At 37.8% G+C, this 3,094-nt stretch carries 1 protein-coding gene and 1 pseudogene (1 of these 2 cut by a window edge); both read left to right on the top strand.

Annotated elements, in window-relative coordinates; genetic code table 11:
* The first annotated feature begins 95 nt into the window (after positions 1 to 95).
* Positions 96 to 1,184: a DUF3792 domain-containing protein gene (locus ACFIJS_RS08175; RefSeq protein ID WP_375651079.1), complete on the top strand. Its 1,089-nt coding sequence runs from the start codon at positions 96 to 98 to the stop codon at positions 1,182 to 1,184.
* Between the two features lie 1,463 nt (positions 1,185 to 2,647).
* Positions 2,648 to 3,094, top strand: a pseudogene (locus tag ACFIJS_RS08170) (DEAD/DEAH box helicase family protein) (its annotated part continues 112 nt past the right edge of the window); the annotation flags it as partial.

Below are 3,094 nucleotides of genomic sequence, written 5' to 3'. Positions count from 1 at the left end.
AGTATTTTCTATCTCTTTTTAGCGTTTCTTTACCCCTTTTGGAACATAATTGGTAAAAAGACATTTTATCTCCAGCATATTCAAGGAGATAAAACATGGAAACTCGCATTCCTGAAGACACACCATTTGATACGAATTTTCTAGGAGACAGATCTCTAGAAACAAAATATCCATTCTTTCACACCCCTATTTCATGGTCCGCAATTTTTGCGGGACTGGTGACAGCCCTTGCCACCTCAATCTGCCTCTCTTTTCTGGTAGCAGCTTTAGGCTTAAGCCAAATGGATTTCACCTCTTCAACGCCATTTGAAGGCTCTTTCCTCTCCTTTGGCGCGGGTTCTGTTATCGTTACCGTGATTAGCCTAGCCTTGGGAGGCTTTGTATCTGGACGTTTTTCTGAATCGTCAGGGACTCTTCATGGCTTTCTCACTTGGGCTCTCATAACATTACTGATGACCCTCCAAGCCATTCACGTGGTTTCTATTACAGCAAAGATAGGAGCTAAAACTGCTCTAGAAAACAGCTCCATGGTCCAACAAACCGTTGACAACCTCAAAACCAATATTTCCCCTATACTTGCAAAATTAAACAGCGAAAGTCTTGAAAAGTTTTTTGCAAAAAACAGTGACAATGGCATCAATTTTGACCAACTTGATAATGAATTGCGCACTCTTCTCAATAAAAGCGACATTCCTGGTCTCAACCCTGATCGGTTGAAACAAACTTATCAAGCTGCACTCAACGATATTGGTTCTGCGATAACAGCTTTCAAAAATGATCCTTCTCACTATCGCACCACTTTAAAAAATCTTGGTGAACGCCTGTCTGATCGTGTAGAAGATCTCACGACAAAATTTAATCGAAGTGATATCATCAATACTCTTATGAACGATGGTATGACCCGTGCTGAAGCACAAAGAACAGCCAACAATGCGCTTCAGATTTATCAGACAGCAGAAGCAAAAACTGCTCAGGCAATTGAAGCCCTTGAAGAACAGGCAGAAACACTGTCCGACAATCTTGAGGATACTATCAAGGGAGCAAAAAACACTGCAACTAAAGCGACAAAAACAGCCTCCAATATAGGATGGTGGGGCTTTCTAGGCAGCCTGATTGGTGCCATTATTTCGAGTGTGTTTGGCTATTATGGTTATAGAAGCCGTAAGGATACTTGCATGCTTTAAAACTTCTAGCTCTAAAGCAAACGCATAAAAAGCTGCACGCATGGTGCAGCTTTTTTGCAAAATTTTCTTGATTTTTTCATGCTTTTGAACACAATCAGAGCCTTCGAAATCCACGTGCAGCTTTTATAATCGTAAGAAATAAGCTTCAAAATAAAAGATTTTTTCAATAATTCTATTTTTATGTTTTTTATTTAAAAAATTTCTTAAATGAAGTGTTGACTCCATCGATTATATATATGCGTTACAGCATAACAAATATGAGACTATTGCTCTATTTTGCCATTTAAGCGAAACGAATTTCGCAGAAAAATATTCCTCTACGATCAACAACTTTTCTCAATCTGAAAACCATATCAATCTTACATCTCATGTAAAAGGGAGTATTATGCGGTTAACATTTCATCTCCGCACAATATGAGAGAATAGGTTGAAATTTCTCTGATACAAAGGAAATACCAGCCTACCAATTATCTATTCTCAATAAAGCAACATTCTCCCCGCTTCAATACCATTACTTTAGTTTGAATATACGAACACAATTTACATTCTAGATTAAATGTATCAAATAAATAATAAACCCAAAAGCTATAGATAAATAACGATTTAACTTTCATGCTTTAAACAAAAGACAAGAAAATTCTATAATCATGCGTTTCCAAGAACTATCACAACATTGAGAGCTGATAAAGAGTATGATAGTGCCAACTTACAGACTTCCTCTACATAGCAGACTAGGGGTAATGTAAAAAGAGGTCATTCTCTTCCGCCTAACATTGAGCCAAATTGATTCTCCAATAAGGATAAAAACGCCCACTGCCCAGCCTCCCTCGTTTGTCATCTCACAAATGCGTTGCACATCCCGCCTGGAGCGTTAATAACACTGTCTCATCACTTATATGCCCATAACCTTTATAAGCGTTTTGACGAGTCAATGGTTTATAGCTCCCATTTCCTCTAGAGCAAAGGATGCGTGCGTTGTGCAAAAATAAGCGTGGTAGGACTACTATAGCTCATTTTGGGAAGGATTGGTTTTAAATATAGGGTGATAGAAATCTCTCGCTATTTTTGTACATTTTACGAAGATCTTGATGGGAGATTTTTAGTATCTCTAGACTGAGGTGATGTACAAGTAGCTTCAGAGAAGGATTGAGAAGCTAGGCTTTAAGCTAGAAAGGTGAATTCAGCTTTTTAGTGGCATGGTCTATATGAGCCATCGCGTTTTTTAGAGAGGAAAGATTTTAAGCCACCACAGCGCCTCAGCATAGCCTACGAGTTTTTAGGCTCTCGTACGTTTTGTCTTTCTTCCATTATACTCCGTCTAGAATGAAGGTTTATTTTGAAAGTTCTCTAGTAAGGGATGAGATGGTAGCAATAAGACTTTTCCTCATATAGCAACGCTGCTTTTCAAGGATATACCTTGGATGTGATATAGACGGACAAATATAGTATGGGTGATGTTATATTGTGAGTTTTATAGTACAAATCATCAGATCAAAAAAGAAGGTATTGATAGTTTTTATAGCAGCCAGTTGGAAAAAGATCTTCACCTGTCATATTCTTATCGATAGCACCAAAACAGAGTGGAGTGATAATGCTTCTTACACTTTTGCTGTCCAAGAAATCCGAATTCAAAGGATTAATCTGTTTGATTGAGAAAACAGTCAAATAGATTGGAGTCTTTTTGAAGAAACAGGAAAAGCTACGCTTAAGAAAAAAGAACCGAAAAAGCTTTTAGATCATCAACAAGAAGCGCTTAAAGCTTGCTCTATGAGTTTTTAAAAGAAGCAGACGGTGAGCAAAATTGATTACGGCGTGTGAGGCGAGAAAGACCTTACTAGTCTTAAAATAGCAGAAACTCTTGTTAGGAAAGGCAAGCGTGTTTTATTTTTTATACTCTCTCTTTCTTTAAT

This window comes from Bartonella sp. OT172YNZD, from assembly GCF_042193725.1.
GTDB classification, from domain to species: Bacteria; Pseudomonadota; Alphaproteobacteria; order Rhizobiales; family Rhizobiaceae; genus Bartonella; species Bartonella grahamii_A.
This window is presented reverse-complemented; position numbering and strand designations above follow the sequence as displayed.

What these genes read in the sequence shown, in the direction of transcription:
- ACFIJS_RS08175 (WP_375651079.1), top strand. Translation starts at nt 96, where the DNA reads ATGGAAACTCGCATTCCTGAAGACACACCATTTGATACGAATTTTCTA.